This is a genomic window from Actinokineospora xionganensis, assembly GCF_014323725.1.
Taxonomy (GTDB): domain Bacteria; phylum Actinomycetota; class Actinomycetes; order Mycobacteriales; family Pseudonocardiaceae; genus Actinokineospora; species Actinokineospora xionganensis.
In genome coordinates this window covers 21129-38090 of sequence record NZ_JABVED010000001.1, presented here as the reverse complement: position 1 = coordinate 38090, position 16962 = coordinate 21129, and the positions used below count along the sequence as shown (strand labels likewise).

Sequence of the window (16962 nt, the reverse complement as noted above, 5' to 3'; positions counted from 1 at the left end):
CCGTTGGGAACGGGGTGTCGAGGCGACGGGAATCAGGGATGCAACGACCGCGCATCAGTGTCGTCGGCCTGGGCAAGTCCTATGGCCCGGTGACCGCGCTGGTCGATGTCAACCTGGCCGTCGGCCCCGGCACCATCCTCGGCATCCTCGGCCACAACGGCGCGGGGAAGACAACCCTGGTCGATATCCTCGCCACCCGCACTCTCCCGACCTCCGGCACGGCCACGGTGTGCGGCTTCGACGTCGTCGAGGCCGGTCACCTGGTGCGCAAGTGCATCGGCATGTCCGGCCAGTTCGTGGCCGTCGACGAAACCCTGAGCGGGCGCGCCAACCTGATCCTCATCGCCCGCCTCCTCGGCGCGGGCGCCCGCCGGGCCGCGGCGCGGGCCGATGAGCTGATCGAGATGTTCGACCTGGCCCAGGCCGCGAACCGCAAGGCCGCCACCTATTCGGGCGGCATGAAGCGAAGACTGGACCTGGCGGCCAGCCTGCTGGGCAAGCCCGACGTGCTGTTCCTCGACGAACCCACCACCGGCCTGGACCCGATCAGCCGCAGCGAACTGTGGACGTTCGTCGAACAACTCGCCGCCAACGGCACCTCGGTCGTGCTGACCACCCAGTACCTCGACGAGGCCGACCGGCTGGCCCGCGACATCATCGTGTTGGCGGGCGGGCACATCGTCGCCCGGGGGACGCCCGCGGAACTCAAGGGCAGGGTCGGCACCCGCACCGCCAAGGTCACCTTCGCCGACCCCTTCATCACCCGCCGCGCCGCCGACGCCCTGATGTTCGCCGGAATGGCGCCGCTCGCCGACGAACCGCTGTGCGCGATCACCGTCCCCGTCGCCACCGGCCGTGAGATCTCGGCACTGGTGCGGGCGCTGGACACCTGGTCGGTCATCCCCGTCGACCTGACTGTCACCGAACCCACGCTGGACGACGTCTACATAGCCCTCCACAACGCCGCTCGGACTCCGGCATGAGCCGCCACGCCCTGCGGACCAGAGGCCGCGACGACGACACCGTCCAGCTCTACCTCGGCAGGCGAGTCGGCTGGGCGGGAAGCACCGTGTCCACCCAGATCAGGGTCCTGACCCTGCGCTCGCTGCGCACCGCCTTCGGCGACTACCGTCTGGTGTTCTTCGGTCTGCTGCAGCCGGTCGTGATGCTGCTGCTGTTCAGCCAGGTGTTCAGCGGCATCGGCAACCTGCCCGGAGTGGTGCAGTACCAGGGCTACATCAACTACCTGATGCCCGCCACCCTGGTGAACATCGCCATGACCACCGCGATGAGCTCGGGTGTCGGCATGCTGACCGAGATCTACACCGGCTTCATCGGCAGACTCAGAACCATGCCGATCAGCCTCTTCTCGGTCCTGGTGGCGAGAACGCTGTCGGACGCGGTGCGGCTGGCCGTGCAGGTGGTGGTGGCGATCGCGGTCGCGGTCGCGGTACTGGACTTCACCCCGGCGGGGATCGGCGGAGTGGTCGCGGCGGTGGCGCTGACCATCGTCTTCGGATGGGGCATGGGCTGGGTCTTCGTCGCCTTGGCGACGTGGCAGGGGAAGCCGGAGACCATGCAGGCCATCTCGTTCATCGTGATGTTCCCCCTGATGTTCGCCTCCAGCGCCTACATGCCGGTGGAAGCGATGCCCGGGTGGATCAGGGTGGTCTCGACGGTGAACCCGGTGACCTACGCGATCGACGCGATCAGGGCGCTGTGCCTGGGAAAGCCAGTGGGTTGGGCACTCGCCGCCGCGATCGGTCTGGTGGCGGCCACGGCCACGGCGGGCGCGGTCATCGCCGCCCGCAACTTCCGGCGCACCCGGTAGAAGATCCACCCTTCGTCACGCACGCGGCTCGCGGTCCTGAACGCGGAAGTCGGCTGTCGCGAACGCCGAACTCGCTGTCGCGAACGCCGAACTCGCTGTCGCGAACGCCGAACTCGCTGTCGCGAACGTGGGACTCGCGGGTGGGGCGTGGGGTGCGGGTGGGAGTTGGGGGTGGGTAACGGAAAACGCGGCCGGTGAGCCACCGGGCGTCGTGGCTCACCGACCGCGGCCGAACACAGCCAGAGCTATGCCGGCGCCTGCGCCCCCTCGACCTTCTGACAAGTCGGCGCGGCCTTGAAGGCCGCCGCCAACTCCGGGTTCTCCTTGAAGTCCTTGGCGGGGCCCTCGGCGTTCGTCAGTGTCGCCATCACCTTGGAGATGTCCGAGATCGCCGCCTGGAACGTCGCCTGATCCGTCACCGCCGCCGCCTGCAGCTTCGTCTTCGCGGTGTCGATCGTCGATTTCGTCGTGGTCAAGGTCGTCATCGCCTTGTCCAAAGTGGCCTGTCCGTCCTTGACCGGCGGCGAGCCGGCGGACTTGAGCCCGTCGGAGACTCCGACCAGTGCCTCCGAGAGGTGGCCGAGGTAGACGACGAGGCTGTCCTTCGCGGCCTGCGGGTTGCTCGGGTCGACCGCGGGCAGCTGCTGCAGCTTCCCCGCACCCGCCTCGATCGTCTTGCAGACGCTGTCGGACCAGGCGATCGCGGGATCGTTGGCCTTGTCATCATCCGAGCCGCACCCGGCGAGCGCGGTACAGGCGGACGCGGTCACCGCGACAGCGGCGACAAAACGTCGAATCATGGTCGGCTTCCTTAGGGGACGTCGGCAAGATCGGAAACGGGCGCCGCCCGGCCGGAAAGAATTCCGCCGATCGCGCCGTTGCCGGGGAAACGGACGTTACTGGCGGGTTGCGATCGGCGGCAAGCATCACACCGGGCGCCTGACGGGATTTATCAACAACCAACAGAAAGACGCCCGCGGCTTGTCCGGCGCGGCTACCCGCCGGGAAGCGACCCGTTCGACGTCGACAACAATCGTTGTTGTTCGGATCGCACGACTCCGGCGGCACCTGCATCACTATCGCTCAAGAAAGCGCGGAGTTGCTTCACCCGATAGGACGCAGCTTCGGAAAAGGGCCATCGCAGTTTGACACAAACCGGCCGCCGAACCTACCGTCGTGCACAGCCGACTTCCGGCCATTCGGCCGACCGATATGTTTCGTTAAATGACCTCCAGGGGGCGATGATGGCCGCTGATCGGGTTACGCGGACCCAGGAGCGGGCCACCGCGTTGTGGGCTTCACTGCCGCGCGAGTTGGTGGTGAAGTTCCATCCGATGGTCGGCAGGCTGACCCAGGACATGATTCGCGAGATCCAGCACGCGGTGCCCGAATACGCACGTCCGCTCAAGGGGCATTTCGGCGCGATCATGACCGCCGGGGTGGAGCAGGCGGTGCTGCGCATCCTCGACACCGTCGGCGTCGGCGGGTCGCAGAACGAGAAGTGGGCGGCCATGTTCCGCCAGCTCGGGCGGGTCGAGTTCGCCGAGGGCCGCAGCCTGGACTGCCTGCAGACCGCCTACCGGGTGGGCGGCCGGGTCGCGTGGCGCCACGTCGCGGCCTGGGGTCAGCAGCAGCGGCTGCCGACGGCGATGTTCACCGTCGCCGCGGAGGCCATCTTCGCCTACGTCGACGAGATCTCCGGCCTGTCGATCGAGGGGTACACCGCCGCCCAGGCGGAGTCCGCCGGGGTGGTCGAACGGCGCAGGCAGCGGCTGGTGGACCTGCTGCTGGCCGACGAACCCGCGTCGCCGAAGGCCGTGGCCGCGCTCGGCAGCCAGGTGGGTTGGCAGGTTCCCGAGGAGGTCTCGGTGATCGTCGTCGAACACGCCGACCTGCCCGATGGCGACTGGGGCGCACCGACGCCACCCGAGGTGCTGATGGACCTCGACGGCGACGTCCCCTGCGTGATCAGCGCCGACCCGGACGCGCACCTGCCGCTGCTCACCGAGCGGTTGCGGGGCAGGCGGGTGTGCGTGGGCCCGGTCGTCCCGCTGGCCACGGCGCCGTCCTCGCTGCGATGGGCGCGGCGGGCAATGGACCTGGTCGACCGCGGGGTGCTCCCGGACCGCGAGGTCATCTGGTGCCGCGACCACTTGTCCACGCTGTGGCTGCTCGGTGACGAGTTCCTGATCGAACAGCTCTACGAGCGCGCCCTGGCGCCGTTGACCGGGCTGACCGACAAGCAGCGCACGCGGGCATCGGAGACGATGCTGGCCTGGCTGGAGACCCGTGGCAGCGCCCCGGAAATGGCCGACCGGCTCAACATCCACCCACAAACCGTGCGTTACCGCATGAAATTGGTGGAGAAACTCTTCGGCGACCAGTTGGACGACTCGACATCGCGACTGGACCTGGAGATCGCACTGCGCGCGGGCAGGCTGCTGCGCGCCAAGCAGGACAAACAATTGAAAGTGCTGCGCTGACCCTGCGGGAGGAAAGTCCGGTCGCGATCTGTGTCGGAATGACAATGTTCTCGACGCTATTCTCGAAAACCGGATGGATCATCACGCTCGGTATTCCCCGGCGACCGGCCCGCCGGTATGTTCGAACAGCACTCGTGAATGTCACGTCCGGTGTGATCGATTCCTTTCCTGGCCGTCGTGCGCGGCGAAACACACTGATGGAGGTCGAGGGTGGCGAATACGCGATCCGACTCGAATGGTGTCCAGTCGGGTCGGCCGGTGCGGATCGCCTTCGACTCCCTGTTGGCGGCCACCCAGCCCGGCGGCGGTGGGACCGCCCTGGTCGACCTGTGGTCGCAGTTGCCCCGCGGCCTGGCCCCACTGTTCCGCCCCGGTGTGCCCGACCTGGTCCGCGAGATCCTCGCCGAGATCAACACGACCATCCCGGCGCTGGCCAAACCGGCCGAGAGCGCCATCGGCAAATCGATCCTCGAAGGCATCCACCGCGCGATCCTGCAGTTCCTCGACCGCCTGGCCGACCCATCGACCCCGCAGGACCACCACGCGCAGCTGTTCCGCGACCTGGGCCTGCATGAGATCTATGAGGACCCGATCCTCGACGTCCTGCAGACCGCGTACCGCGTCGGCGCCCGGGTGGCCTGGCGGCACATGGCCAAGATCGGCGAACGCGCCGGTGTCTCCACCGCGACACTCTGTCTGCTGGCCGAGGCGATCTTCGCCTACATCGACGAGCTGTCCGCGCTGTCGGTGGAAGGCCACGCCTCCGCGCGCGCCAACGCCCTGGGCACCCTGGAACGCAGACGCAGGCAACTGCTCGACGGCCTCCTGTCCGCCGACGGCGACCCGAAGCGGCTGCCCCTCCCCCGGCTGGCCGAGTCGGCCCGCTGGCCGGTCCCCCACCAGGTGGTCGCCGTGGCGCTCAAGCCCGCGGAGGACGTCACGGACTTTCCCAGCCCGTCGCTGGACCCACGTTTCCTCGTCGACCTCGACAGCGCGGAGCCGTGTCTGCTCACCGCTGAGGACGACCAGTTCCTCCTCAAGCAACTGGCCGACGAACTCCCCGGATGGCGCGTGGCCGTCGGCCCGGCCGTGACCCCGGCCGAGGCGGGCAACTCACTGCGCTGGGCCCGGCGCATGCTGACCCTCATCGACAGCGGCGAACTCCCGGACGCATCGGTCACCTGGTTCGAACACCACATGTCGGCACTGTGGCTGCTCAACGACCCGTTCCTGGTGGGCGAGATCTCCGAGCGGGCGCTGGCACCGATGACCGGGCTGACCGTCAAGCAGCGCGGCAAGCTGAGCGAGACACTGCTGATCTGGTTGGAGACAAAGGGAAGCGCCCCGGAGATCGCCGCCATGCTCGACATCCACCCGCAGACCGTGCGATACCGCCTACGCCAACTCGAACGCCTCTTCGGCGACCGTCTGGCCAATCCCGATTCGCGCTTCGCCCTTGAGGTGGCCCTGCGCTCCCGCCGCACCGTCCCGGTCGATGAGGACGACTAGACAACGGAATCCGGCAGTGGATCAAGACAATCCGCCGATGTGAGCATGATCAGAACGCCGGCTTGGTCGCTGTCGAAACCGCGTTCGAAATCGGTGTGCGACTTCGCCGAAACAAAGGTCACGTTTCCGGTGAACTCGTTTGGGTCCATCACGATCGGCAGCGACCGAGACCAACCCGGCCAGCGACACGGTCGGGAGCGACTGGTTCACCGCGTACAACGCTTCCCAGGCGAACTCGACCCCTCGTTTCAGGAGTGGCTCGATACGGTCTCGGCCCGGCGCTTCGATGTCCAGGTCAGCGATGACCGGCCGTTGACCGCGGGCGCTGGTGTGCCTCTGTCGCCGCGACTGATACCGGTCAGACGGTGTGCAACTCGGTGATCCGCCACCGGCCGTCGGACAGCGAAGCCGACACGCGTAGTTGCGCCGCCCCGGACGAGCCTGCGTTGGTGTCCCCGCGGGTGGCGCTCTGGTCGATGAAGACCAGCAGAGTCGCGTTGTCGCCCGACAGCATCGTCACGCCTGACAGTGCCACCTTCGACCGCAGCTCCAGCTTCTGTGCCGGTGCCTGCTGCCGAACCTGCTCGAACAGCTTGGCGTACTGGTCCTTCGCCGCTCCCACCAGGACATCCTCCGCCGCCTTCTCGGTCTTGGCGGTGTCGTCGAACTTGTAGGAGAAGATCTGTTCCAGGGCCTCGTTGACCTGTCCGAGCACCTGGGCGGTGGTCGAGTTGTCCACGACCGCGGTGTTGGCCTCCACTCGCGCCCGCTGGGACGCGGCGGCGATCGTCAGCCAGGTTCCGGCGGCGGCGACCACGAGGGCCACCACGATCAACACCACCGACACGCGCTTGCTCGGCGGCGAAACGGTTTCCGCATGGGTCTCGTCAGCGACCTCGACGGGTTCCTCGACAGCGGGCTCGACACCCGAGTCCACCAGGTCCTCGTCGATCCCGAGGTCCGGGGTGGCGAGTGCCGTCCCAGTGCGCCTGCGGGTGCCCGCGACCACGGGCCTGCGGCGGTTGGGGTGGGTCTTGCGGTCGGTACGCATGAAAGTCCTCTCACACCGGGATGTACGGGACCTGGGCGAGACCGCCCACCTTCCACCCGGCGGGTGTCCGGACCAGCTCGGCCTGGAAGCGGTTCCGCTTGGTGGCGGGCTCCCCGGTCTCGGGCTGGACGACGATCTCCACCGCGGCGATGAGCTTCGCCGTGCCGCGGGGCTCGTCGAGCTCCGTCACGGCCAGGTCGAGCACCGTCCCGGTGGTCGTCGCCTTCGCCTGCTCGATCTGCTGTTTGCTGCCCTCGAGCGACGCCTTCAGCTCCTCGTGCAGCGCTCCGGTCGAGGTGTCGAGCCAGCGGGCGAGGCCTGCGTCGACACTGCGGTAGTCCAGCGACGTCATGGTGGCCACCGCGGCGCGGCCCGCGGTCAGGGCGTCGTCGCGGGCCGCCGCGGCGGCGATCGTGTCCGAGGTCGTCGCCTGCCGGTAGGAGAAACCACCCCAGGCGGCGAACGCGGTGGCCAGGACGACCGCGGCGATGCCGACGCGGCGAAGTATCGTGGTCGACGCCATCTCGCCTCACTCTCTTGTGGACTATCCGAAAAGGACCGCTCAGCCGCCGGGCTTTGACGCGGGCGGCACGGCGCCCGAGCCGGGGGCGTTCTGCGAGCCGCGCACGTTGACACCCGTGCCTGGCGCCAAAGCGCAGCGGGCCTGGGTGTTGAACTGCGCGGGCCCGGTGTCGAGTCCGTTGCGGTACTTGGTGCCGTAGCCGGTGACGCATGGCAGCGGCGCGAAGAACGTCGACGCCAACCCGAAGTGGGCGCCGTCCGACCGGATGACCTGGCGGCCCGCGGCGACCGCCTGCGGAGTGATCACCAGCAGCTGCTCCAGGTTGCCCTGCCGGGTCTGCAGCACGTTCGACGTCGTCAGCAGGTTCGCCAGCAGGATCCCGGTCGCCCCGCCGATCTCCTTGATCAGCTCACTGACCTGGAGCGCGGCGGCGGGCGCGGAGCCCAGCAGGGTCCGGATGTCGCCGTCGGAGGCCTTGAGCTGTTCGGCGATCAGCTTCATGTTGACGCTGAAGGATTTGATCGACTCGCCGTTCTCCACCTGCCTGGCCAGCATGACCCCGGCGTCGGTGATCAGCGTGGTGGTCTGCGGCAGGTGCGTGACGGCCTTGTCGGTGAAGCTCGCGGCGGAGTCGAGCAGCGCCTGCAGGTGCGGGCCGGTCTCGAGCGTCGCGTCGTAGAGTTCGTCGACCACGTTGCGCAGGTCGTCGGTGGGCACCGACGTGACCAGCTTGTCGAGGTTGAGCAGCAGCGTCTCGGTGGGCAGCGGCAGCGCCGTGTTGCGCTGCTGGACGACCGACCCGTCGGCGAGGAACGGCGCTCCGTCGCGGCGCGGGCGCAGGTCGACGTACTGCTCGCCGACCGCCGACCGGTTGGCCACCACGGCGTCGACCTCCTCGGGCACCGAGGGCGCGTCCGGCCGGATCAGCAGTTCGACCTCGACTCCCGCGTCGGTGAGCTGCAGCTGACCGACCCGGCCGATCCCGACGCCGCGGTAGGTGACCTCGGCGTGGGTGAAGATGCCGCCGGAGTCGGCGAGCCGGACGGTGACCGTGTAGCCGGAGTTGCCGAACATGCCGCCGAGACCGGCGTACCGCGCGCCGACATAGCTCACGCCGACCAGCGCGATGAGCACGAAGGCCACCACTTGGACCCGGACTTTCCTGGTCAGCATCAGCGACCTCCCTGCTCGTTGGAGGGCAGCGGAAGGCTGGGCGCGCCCGCGATCGTCTGCGGCGGCGCGACCTTCGCGTCAAGCTTCAGATAGGTGTTGAGGTAGTCGCCCTTGATCGCGTCGAGAGCGGAGTCGGGGAAGGGGAACGTCAGGAGCATCTCCATCGCCCTGGGAATGTCCGCCCCGGCTTCGGCGAGCTTGCGCAGCGTCGGTTCGAGCGCGCGCAGGTCGGCGATGATGTCGTCCTTGCTCCGCTTGACGGTGTCGACCGCGACGTCGGAGAGCATGTCGAGCGCGCCGAGCATGCCGACTAGCTTCTCCCGCTGCTGGCTGAGGGTCTCGATGCCGGGGGTCAGGTTGTCGATCATGTTGGCGATCTGCTCCTTGCGCGAGCCAAGGGATTCCGCCAGCTTGCCCATGCCGTCCAGGGCCCGGGTGATCTCGTTCTTGCGCGCGTCGAGGCCGCTGACGAACGTGTTCATGTTCTTCAGCAGGGAGCGGATCGCATCCTCGTTGCCGCCGTACGCCGCGTTGAGTTCCTTGGTGATCTGCTGGATCTGGCCGACGCCACCGCCGTTGAGCAGCAGTGAGAGCGCGCCGAAGACCTCTTCGATCTGCGGGTTGCGGTCGGTGCGCTCCAACGGGATCTCGTCTCCCTCGCTGAGCTTGCCGTCCGGGCTCTCGTTGGGCGGCGCGTCGAGTTCGATGAACTTCTCGCCGAGGACACTGGACATCCGCAGCCGGGCCACGGAGTTCGCGGGCAGCGAGACCGAGCCGTTGACCACGACGGTGACCAGCGCCGTACGCCCGTCGGGTGCGAGTTCGATCGTCTCGACCCGGCCGACCGACACGTCGCCGACCTTGACGCCGGACTGGGGCACGAGGTCGAGGACGTCGCGGAACTGCGCGGTCACCCGGAACGGGTGGTCACCGAGGTCGGCGCCGCCGGGCAGCGGCATGTCGTAGAGCCCGCCCACCGAGCCGCAACCGGCGGCGAGGGGGACCACGAGGACGGCGGCGGCCAGCCGCAGCCGGGTCCTCACTGTCCCACCAGGGGCAGGACCGGGTTGGCGCTGGAGAACTCGGTGAGGTTGCCGCGGCCGTCGATGGTTCCGGTGGCCGGGTCGTAGGCGTTCATGACGTTGGTCAGCGCGAGTGGCGCGGTGTCGAACGCCTCGGCGAGCGCGGCGCGCTGGTCGGCGAGCAGTTGCACGGTGCCCTGCAGCTTGTCGAGGCTCACCTTGATCTTGCCGCGGTTGTCCTTGATGAACGACTCCACTTGCGACAACGCGCCCGCGAGTTCGTGCATGGCGCCGCCGAAGGTCTCGCGCTCCTCGGCGAGGAACTGGGACACCTGGGCGAGTTGGTCGTTGAACTTGCCGACGATCTCGTCGTTCGTCGCCAGCATGGTGGTGAACTTCTGGATGTTGTCGATGCTGCTGAACAGGTGGTCCTGGGAACCACTGAGCGTGCGCGCGGACTGGCCGAGCGCCTTGAGCATGTTGTTGATTTCCTTGCCGTTGCCGTCGAGGAACTTCGAGCCGCTGGTGATGAAGTCCGACAGCGCGCCCGCCTTGTTCGCCCCGTCCGGGCCGAGCGCGGTGTTGAGCTTGTCGAGGCTGGTGAACAGCTCGTCGAGCTCGACCGGCACAAGTGTGCTGCTGACCGGGATGATCGCGTTCTCCGCGATCTCCGGGCCGCTGGAGTAGGCGGGCGCGAGTTGCACGTACCGGTCGCTGACCAGGCTGGGCGCGATCACCACGGCGACCGCCCCCGCCGGGATCGGGATCCCCGGTTCGAGGGTCATGCTGACCTTGACCGTGGCGCCCTGCGGCTCGACGGTGTCGACCGTGCCGACCTTGACCCCGAGGACGCGGACGTCGGACTCGGGGTAGACGCCGACGGCGGCGGTGAAGTACGCGGTGACCTTCTTGCCCGACTCGAGCATCGGCAGCACCCAGAGGACGCCTGCCGCGACGATCGCGATGACGGTGACGGTCGCGATAAGTCCCCGCACCACCGCCCACTTCCTGGTGGCCGCCATCAGCGACCCCCTCCCTTCGACGGCATGCAGCCGCCCCCGCTCGCGGGCACCAGCCCGCAGATGTAGGTGTCGATCCAGCGGCCATTGCCGACCGCGTTGCCGACCAGGCGGTAGAACGGTCCGGCCAGCCGCAGCGACCGCTCCAGGTGCTGCTGGTTGCGCTGCAGCACGTCGGAGACCCGGTTGAGCTGGTCGAGCGCCGGGCCGATCTGGGCCTGGTTGTCCTTGACCAGCCCGGCGAGTTCGCGGCCGAGGTCCTGGGTTCCCTTGAGCAGTGCGGTGATCGCGTCCTTGCGCTTGTTGAACTCCTGCAGAAGGGTCGCGCCGTCCTTGAGCAGCAGTTCGAACTGGGCGTTGCGGTCGGCGATGGTCTTGGTGAACGTCGCGCTGTGTTCGAGGAGCTTCTTGAGTTCCTGGTCTCGGGTGGAGATGCTCTGCGACAGCGCTGAGAGGCCGGTCAGGGCCGAGCGGACCTCTTCCGGCGTCGCGGCGGTGAACGTCTCCGCGAGGGTGGTGAAGCTCTTCGCGAGCAGCGTGGTGTCGATCTGCCCGGTCGTCTCCGCCAGGTCGGCGAAGGCGTCGGTCACGTCGTACGGCGTGACCGTGCGGTTCACCGGGATGGGTGTGCCGGGGTCCTGTTCCTCGGTGCCCTTCGGTTCGAGGTTCAGGTTCTTTTGACCGAGCAGGGTCTTGATCTTGATGTGGGCGACGGTCTGATCACCGACCCACACGTTCTTGATCCGGAAGCTGATCAGCACCACCTGGCCCGTGAGTTCGACCTTGGTGATCTTGCCGACCTTGACCCCGGCCACGCGCACCTCGTCATCGGGCTTGAGCCCGGCGGCCTCGCGGAACTGCGCGGTGTACGTGGTGCCGCCGCCGATCAGCGGCAGTTCCGGCGCGAAGTAGATCAGTGCGGTGATGATGGCCATGACCACGCCGCCGACCACGCCGACCTTGGCCTGGTTGCGTTCGCTGAACGGCTTCATCTGCCACGACTTCAGGTTCTTCAGCTTCACCGTCCGCACCTCGCGTCCGTGACGGGGATCCCGACCGGGACCGGCGGGGTTCCGGGCAGCGAGGGGCCGGGCTTGGCGTCCGTGGTGGCCCCGCAGAGGTAGAGGTTCATCCACGAGCCGTAGGACACCGTCCGGCCGATCGTCTCGTACTTGGTCGGCAACATCGCGATGAACTTGTCGAACGCGGGCGAGTTGTCCGCCAGCGTCTTCGACAGCGCGCCAAGGGCCTCGATGTCGCGGCGCAGCGGTTCACGGCCGCCCTTAAGGAGGTCGGCGGTGTGCGTGGACAGGGAGGACAGGCTGTCGAGTGCTTCGCCGATCGGCTTGGCGTCCGACGCCAGGCCCGTCACCAGCTGCTGCGTCGTGGTGATCAGGGTGCCCAGCTTGTCGCCGCGGCCGTTGATCTGCTCCAGGACGTTGTTGAGGTTGCTGATGACCTTGCCGATGACCTCGTCCTTGTCCGCCAGCGTGTTCGTCAGCGAGGCGGTGTGCTGGATCAGGCTCTGCACCGTGCCGCCCTCGCCCTGGAGCACCTGCACGATCTCGAAGGAGAGCTGGTTGACGTCCTGCGGCGTCAGCGCCTGGAACAGCGGCTTGAACCCGTTGAACATCGCGGTCAGGTCGAGGGCGGGCCGGGTGCGCTCCAGCGGGATCAGCTGGCCCTCGGCCATCGTCACCGTGGCGTCGCCGGTCCCCTGGTCCAACGAGATGTAGCGCTGGCCGATCAGGTTGCGGAACTTGATCGCCGCCGTGGCCTCCAGGGTGAGCCGCCAGCGCCGGTCGACGGAGAACTCGACCTCGGCGACGGTGTTGTCCACGATCTCGATGTGGTCGACCTGCCCGACCCGCACCCCGGACATGCGTACGTCGTCACCCGGGTTGAGCGAGGTGACATCGGTGAACCGCGCCTTGTAGGTCGCCGTGTCGCCGCTGCCGCGGTTGGCGATGGTGATCGCCAGGATCGTGGTCGCGAGCAAGGTGACGAGAGTGAAGATCAGGCCCTTGACCAGCGGGCCGGTCAGGCTCCTCATCGCAGGGTCACCTCGGCTCCGCGCAGCAGGGGCCCGACGAGCAGGCCGCTCCAGTCGGGGACCTCCTCGGGCGTCACGCCCCACGCCGCACCGAGCAGTTCACCGACGAACCGGCTCTCCGCGGGCGAGTTGGGGCCCACCGAGGACGGCACCGTCATGCCTTGCGCCCCACTGGACTGGTAGCAGCGCGGTCCGCCGCCCGCGGTGTAGCGGGGGGTGTCGCGGCCGGGCAGGTACGGGCCGCGGGAGTCTTTCACCGTGATCGTCACGTGCAGTCCTGGCTGGTTGGTGCCGACGCCGAGCGCCTTGTCCACGTCGGGCTTGAGCGCGTTCACCGCCTTGAACAGGCACGGGAACTCCGGCGAGTACCGGGCGAGCAGCTCCAGCGAGGGCCTGCTGGCCGCGGAGAGGCCGATCAGGTTGTCCCCATTGGACTTGAGGAATCCCGCGAGGTGTCCGGACGCGTCGGTCACCGTGGTGACCATGTCGGTGATGTTCTGCCGGTTGTCGGCGATCGTCTTCGCCGTGGCGCTCATCTCCGAGAGCGCGTCGACGATCGCCGGGCCCGCGTCCTGGTACGTCTCAAGGGTTTCGGCGAGTTTGACCAGGTCGGTCTCGATCTGCGGCATCTGCGGGTTGATGGCGGCCAGGTAGCCGTTGAGCTTGGCCATGGTCTCTCCCAGCGGTTTCCCGCGGCCGTCCAAGGCCTGGGAGATCGCGCCGAGGGTGCTCGCCAGCTTCTGCGGCTGCACCGCCTGCAGCACCGGCATCAGGTCGCGCAGCGCCTTCTCGACCTCGATCGCCTTGCCGCTGGTGTCCTGGTCGATCGTGTCGCCCTCGGCGAGTCGGGTGGCGTCCGCGGACTCCGGGATGATCAGGCTGACGTAGCGCTGGCCGAACAGGGTCTTGGGCAGCAGCCGCGCGGTCACGTTGCGCGGCAGCTGCTTGAGCTTGTTCGGGTCCATCGCCAGGCCGATGTCCACCCCGCCGTTGACGACGTCGATGGTGCGGACCGTGCCCACGGTCATGCCGCGGACCTTGACGTCGGCGTTGACCTTGAGCTGGTTGCCGACCCGATCGGCGCGCAGCCGCACCGGCACGTCCGAGCTGAACTGGTGCTGGTAGATGGCCACGGTCAGCCAACCCGAGGCGAGGATCAGGATGATGAACACCAGACCCAGGCCCTGGTTGCGCAGCCGCGCCTTCCGCATGTCCATGCTCATCCCGCCACCCGCACGGTCGTCGTCGCGCCCCAGATCGCCAGGCTGAGGAAGAAGTCCAGGATGCTGACCAGCACGATCGAGGTCCGCACGGAGCGGCCGACCGCGACGCCGACACCGGCCGGGCCACCGGTGGCGCGGTAGCCGTAGAAGCAGTGCGTCAGGATGATCGCCACGCTGAAGATCAGCACCTTGACGAACGACCAGAGCACGTCCTCCGGTGGCAGGAACAGGCTGAAGTAGTGGTCATAGGTGCCCGCCGACTGCCCGTAGACCTCCACCGTGATGGTGCGCGCGGCGATGTAGGAGGTGAGCAGGCCGATCACGTACAGCGGGATGATCGCGCAGAACCCGGCGATGATCCGGGTCGTCACCAGGTACGGCAGGCTGCGCACCGCCATGACCTCCAGCGCGTCGATCTCCTCGGAGATCCGCATCGCGCCGAGTTGGGCGGTGAAACCGGACCCGACCGTCGACGACAGCGCGAGACCGGCGACGAGCGGCGCGATCTCACGGGTGTTGAGGTAGGCGGAGAGGAAGCCCGCGAACGCCGAGGTGCCGATCTGGTTCAGGGCGGAGAAGCCCTGCAGGCCGACGACCGTGCCGGTGAACACGCTCAGGCCGACCATCACGCCGATGGTGCCGCCGATGACGGCGAGCGCGCCGCTGCCGAAGCTCACCTCGGCGAGCAGCCGGACACATTCCCGGGAGTACCGGGTGACCGTGAGCGGGATCCAGGCCAGGGCCCGGAAGTAGAACCACAGCTGGTCGCCGAGGCGTTCCAGGCCGTTCGTCGAACGCAGCACCGCGCGGCGGCGTCGCTCATTGATGTTGATCACCGACTCACGCTCCCTTCGCGGGGACGATTTGCAGGTAGATCACGCTGATCACGAAGTTGACGAAGAAGAGCAGCAGGAACGTGATGACCACGGACTGGTTCACCACGTCGCCGACGCCCTTCGGGCCGCCCTTGGGGTTGAGGCCGCGGTAGGCGGCGACCAACCCGGCGAGGAAGCCGAAGATCAGGGCCTTGAGCTCGCTGACCCACAGGTCGGGCAGCTGGGCCAGGGCGGAGAAGCTGGCGAGGAAGGCACCGGGGGTGCCGTCCTGCATGATCACGTTGAAGAAGTAGCCACCGGCGACCCCGACGACGCTGACCATGCCGTTGAGCAGCACACCGGCGAGCATCGCGGCCAGCACCCTCGGCACGACAAGGCGCTGCACCGGCGAGACGCCGAGCACCTTCATCGCGTCGATCTCCTCGCGGATGGTGCGGGAGCCGAGGTCGGCGCAGATGGCCGAGCCGCCCGCCCCCGCGATGATCAGCGTGGTCACGATCGGACTCGCCTGCTGGATCACCGCCAGCACGCTCGCCGCGCCGTTGAACGACTCCGCGCCGATCTGGCTGGTCAGCGACCCGAGTTGCAGGGTGATGACCGCGCCGAACGGGATCGCGACGAACGCGGCGGGCAGGATCGAGACGCTCGCGATGAACCAGAACTGCTGGATGAACTCACGGGCCTGGAATGGCCTGCGGAACATGTTCACGACGACGTCGAGGCCGAGGGAGAACAGGCTGCCGAACTCGTTGAGCGCTGCGACGACCGCGGACCGGGACTTGTCCATCAGGGTGGTCACGGGCGCGCCTCCGGTCGGGGGCGCTGGCGGTGCTCGTCACCGGGACGTGCGCCCCGGTGCGGAAGTGGGGGCGGCGGCGCGTGCATCCTGCCGGTCGCGTCCGGGTCCAGTGTGGACACACCGGGGATCGTCGCGACCGGACCGGCGTGCCTGGTGTTCATCCGACCCTGCGCGGCGCGGCGGGCCCAGTCGTCGTAGCGGCCGAGGTCCTCGGCGCTGAGCGAGGCGAGCACGCCGTGCTGGGCGCTCTCGGGCAGCGTGTCGAGGATCTTCAGCACCCGGTTGCGGCGCCTGCGCACCGCGTCGCGGGCGGGCATCCCCGGCGTCGGCTCGATCTGCGGCACCACGCCGCGGACGTCCTCATTGGACCCGTCGGAGTGGCCCGCCTCCTGGTGCGCGGCCTCGGCGGCCATGGTCGCCTGGTCCTTCTCCTCGGACATCCCGATCGGACCGAACCGCCTGCCGTTGAGGAACTGCTCCACGACCGGCTCGTCGCTGGTCAGCAGCACCTCACGGGGGCCGAACATGATCAATTCCTTGCGGAAGAGCATGCCGATGTTGTCCGGAACCGTCCGGGCGAGGTTGATGTTGTGGGTGACGATGAGGATCGTCGCGTCGATCTGCGCGTTCAGGTCGATGAGCAGCTGCGAGAGGTATGCGGTGCGGACGGGGTCGAGACCGGAGTCCGGCTCGTCGCACAGGATGATCTCGGGGTCGAGCACCAGCGCCCGGGCCAGGCCCGCGCGCTTGCGCATGCCGCCGGAGATCTCGCCGGGGAGCTTGGTCTCGGCGCCCTGCAGGCCGGTCAGCTCGAGCTTCTCGAAGACGATGCGCTTGATCTCGGCCTCGGACTTCCTCGTGTGCTCACGCAGCGGGAACGCCACGTTGTCGAAGAGGTTCATCGAGCCGAACAGGGCGCCGTCCTGAAACAGCACCCCGAAGAGCTTGCGGATCTCGTACATCTCCCGCTCACTGCACGTGCACAGGTTGACCCCGTTGATGATCACGCTGCCGCGCTCGGGTTTGAGCAGCCCGATCAGGCACTTCAGGAAGACCGACTTGCCGGTGCCCGAAGGGCCGAGCAGCGCCGACACCTCACCCGGGGGCAGGGTGAGGGTGACGTCGCGCCAGATGGACTGGCGACCGAAGGACTTGCTCAATCCCTCGACGGCGACCTCGACACCCATCGCATCTCCCAATGATTTCGTCTTCGCCGAAGGACAAACACAATCCAGGCGCCGGTCATTTCTTTCCGACCCGGCCAATAATAGCGGGACCGCATTCACGCAAATGGTCGCGAATCGGCTACTCAGCGGTACATTACCGACGTGTCACACGGCTGACAACATGTGCCCGAAATGGCTTCCATAATGGCCCGAAATGTGGGCTGGATTGTCACTCTGGACAGAGTTCGCCCCCAGAGTTTGTGGAACGGACAGC

General features: G+C 67.9%; 16 protein-coding genes. 4 read left to right on the top strand and 12 right to left on the bottom strand.

The window, feature by feature from the left end:
• The first annotated feature begins 38 nt into the window (after window positions 1-38).
• On the top strand, window positions 39-983 hold the full coding sequence (locus GPZ80_RS00135) for an ABC transporter ATP-binding protein (RefSeq protein WP_187217666.1): 945 nt from the start codon (window positions 39-41) through the stop codon (window positions 981-983).
• Entirely contained in the window at window positions 980-1831 is an 852-nt protein-coding gene (locus GPZ80_RS00130; protein ID WP_187217665.1) for an ABC transporter permease, read from the top strand. The genes GPZ80_RS00135 and GPZ80_RS00130 overlap by 4 nt, the downstream gene beginning before the upstream one ends.
• Before the next feature lie 245 nt (window positions 1832-2076).
• Here the strand turns inward: GPZ80_RS00130 and GPZ80_RS00125 are convergent, their stop codons facing one another.
• Window positions 2077-2631: a hypothetical protein gene (locus tag GPZ80_RS00125; protein WP_187217664.1), complete on the bottom strand. Its 555-nt coding sequence runs from the start codon at window positions 2629-2631 to the stop codon at window positions 2077-2079.
• Window positions 2632-3075: 444 nt separating this feature from the next.
• Here GPZ80_RS00125 and GPZ80_RS00120 point away from each other — a divergent pair, with 444 nt between their 5' ends.
• Both GPZ80_RS00120 and GPZ80_RS00115 read left to right on the top strand, forming a co-directional pair.
• A complete protein-coding gene (locus tag GPZ80_RS00120) occupies window positions 3076-4314 on the top strand; it encodes a PucR family transcriptional regulator (protein ID WP_187217663.1) in 1239 nt (412 codons plus the stop codon).
• A 258-nt stretch (window positions 4315-4572) separates the two neighbouring features.
• The gene (locus GPZ80_RS00115) at window positions 4573-5823 is read left to right on the top strand and encodes a PucR family transcriptional regulator (protein ID WP_187217662.1); all 1251 of its coding nucleotides are present in this window, start codon (window positions 4573-4575) and stop codon (window positions 5821-5823) included.
• A gap of 358 nt (window positions 5824-6181) precedes the next feature.
• On the opposite strand, the gene GPZ80_RS00110 is transcribed toward GPZ80_RS00115, so the two are convergent.
• The 11 genes from GPZ80_RS00110 to GPZ80_RS00060 are packed head-to-tail and all read right to left on the bottom strand — an operon-like array spanning window position 6182 to window position 16709.
• Window positions 6182-6874 (bottom strand): hypothetical protein, encoded by a 693-nt coding sequence (locus GPZ80_RS00110; protein WP_187217661.1) that lies wholly within the window; start codon window positions 6872-6874, stop codon window positions 6182-6184.
• Window positions 6875-6884: 10 nt separating this feature from the next.
• Entirely contained in the window at window positions 6885-7397 is a 513-nt protein-coding gene (locus GPZ80_RS00105) for an Rv1363c family protein (RefSeq protein WP_187217660.1), read from the bottom strand.
• A gap of 39 nt (window positions 7398-7436) precedes the next feature.
• Entirely contained in the window at window positions 7437-8570 is a 1134-nt protein-coding gene (locus tag GPZ80_RS00100) for an MlaD family protein (protein ID WP_187217659.1), read from the bottom strand.
• On the bottom strand, window positions 8570-9613 hold the full coding sequence (locus tag GPZ80_RS00095) for an MCE family protein (protein WP_187217658.1): 1044 nt from the start codon (window positions 9611-9613) through the stop codon (window positions 8570-8572). Before GPZ80_RS00095 ends, GPZ80_RS00100 begins: the two co-directional genes overlap by 1 nt.
• Window positions 9610-10614, bottom strand: coding sequence for an MCE family protein (locus GPZ80_RS00090; protein WP_187217657.1), 1005 nt, complete (start codon window positions 10612-10614; stop codon window positions 9610-9612). Before GPZ80_RS00090 ends, GPZ80_RS00095 begins: the two co-directional genes overlap by 4 nt.
• Window positions 10614-11603: an MCE family protein gene (locus tag GPZ80_RS00085; RefSeq protein ID WP_187218273.1), complete on the bottom strand. Its 990-nt coding sequence runs from the start codon at window positions 11601-11603 to the stop codon at window positions 10614-10616. Before GPZ80_RS00085 ends, GPZ80_RS00090 begins: the two co-directional genes overlap by 1 nt.
• A 26-nt stretch (window positions 11604-11629) precedes the next feature.
• Window positions 11630-12664: an MCE family protein gene (locus tag GPZ80_RS00080; protein WP_187217656.1), complete on the bottom strand. Its 1035-nt coding sequence runs from the start codon at window positions 12662-12664 to the stop codon at window positions 11630-11632.
• A complete protein-coding gene (locus GPZ80_RS00075; RefSeq protein WP_246476619.1) occupies window positions 12661-13887 on the bottom strand; it encodes an MCE family protein in 1227 nt (408 codons plus the stop codon). The genes GPZ80_RS00080 and GPZ80_RS00075 overlap by 4 nt, the downstream gene beginning before the upstream one ends.
• Window positions 13884-14723 carry an MlaE family ABC transporter permease gene (locus GPZ80_RS00070; RefSeq protein ID WP_187217655.1) on the bottom strand — a complete coding sequence of 280 codons (840 nt, stop codon included), beginning with the start codon at window positions 14721-14723 and terminating at the stop codon, window positions 13884-13886. The genes GPZ80_RS00075 and GPZ80_RS00070 overlap by 4 nt, the downstream gene beginning before the upstream one ends.
• Before the next feature lie 4 nt (window positions 14724-14727).
• The gene (locus tag GPZ80_RS00065) at window positions 14728-15510 is read right to left on the bottom strand and encodes an MlaE family ABC transporter permease (protein ID WP_187218271.1); all 783 of its coding nucleotides are present in this window, start codon (window positions 15508-15510) and stop codon (window positions 14728-14730) included.
• Window positions 15511-15518: 8 nt separating this feature from the next.
• Complete coding sequence (locus tag GPZ80_RS00060) at window positions 15519-16709, bottom strand: ABC transporter ATP-binding protein (RefSeq protein WP_187217654.1); 1191 nt, start codon at window positions 16707-16709, stop codon at window positions 15519-15521.
• Window positions 16710-16962: the final 253 nt, after the last annotated feature.